This is a genomic window from Rheinheimera faecalis, assembly GCF_021290965.1.
GTDB classification, from domain to species: domain Bacteria; phylum Pseudomonadota; class Gammaproteobacteria; order Enterobacterales; family Alteromonadaceae; genus Pararheinheimera; species Pararheinheimera faecalis.
Window position 1 is genome coordinate 1 of sequence record NZ_JAJOYT010000038.1, and the last position, 569, is coordinate 569.

Annotated in this window: 1 protein-coding gene; it reads left to right on the forward strand. The window is 58.3% G+C overall.

Going from position 1 to position 569, the window contains the following annotated elements:
- Positions 1 to 67: 67 nt before the first annotated feature.
- Positions 68 to 569 (forward strand): hypothetical protein (locus LSG34_RS20665; protein WP_233011225.1); only part of this gene is annotated, 502 nt, incomplete at its 3' end.

Sequence of the window (569 nt, forward strand, 5' to 3'; positions counted from 1 at the left end):
AGCGACGGTGGGTGCCTTAGGTGCGGGGTCTGCGGTCTTGGCCGGAGGCGCGGCAGCGGGTGTGACCGTGGCGGGTATTTCAACAGCCGCCATGATGGGCGCAGCCGCCATAGGAGGATTTGTGGGTTCGGTGGCGAGCCAGTTGGTGGGTAAAGCCCTGGGTGCTGTGGATAGTTTCTCACTGAAAGATGCGTTAGCTTCAGGTTTAACAGCGGGAGCGACGGCAGGAGCAGGTTCAGCCATTCAAGGAGCAGACTGGGCCGCTAAGGGTGTAGAGGTGGCGGGGAACTATGGGTTGAATGCAGGCACAGCGGCCAGAGGCGCAATAGGTGCGGCAGCCTCAGTGGCGGCGAATAAACTGGTGGGGAATCATGCGAGTTTTCGCTGGGGTAATGTAGCTGCAGCAGCAGTAGCATCGGGTATCACAGGGGATACAGGCGTGATAGGTCAAGGGTCGCTGAATCCAGTCAATGGCATCTTCAATGCGGGTATTCGTTATGGAGCGGATAAGCTGTTTGGCAACGAAGCGAGCTGGAACTTTGATGCAGTGGCGGTGGATGCGTTTGGTC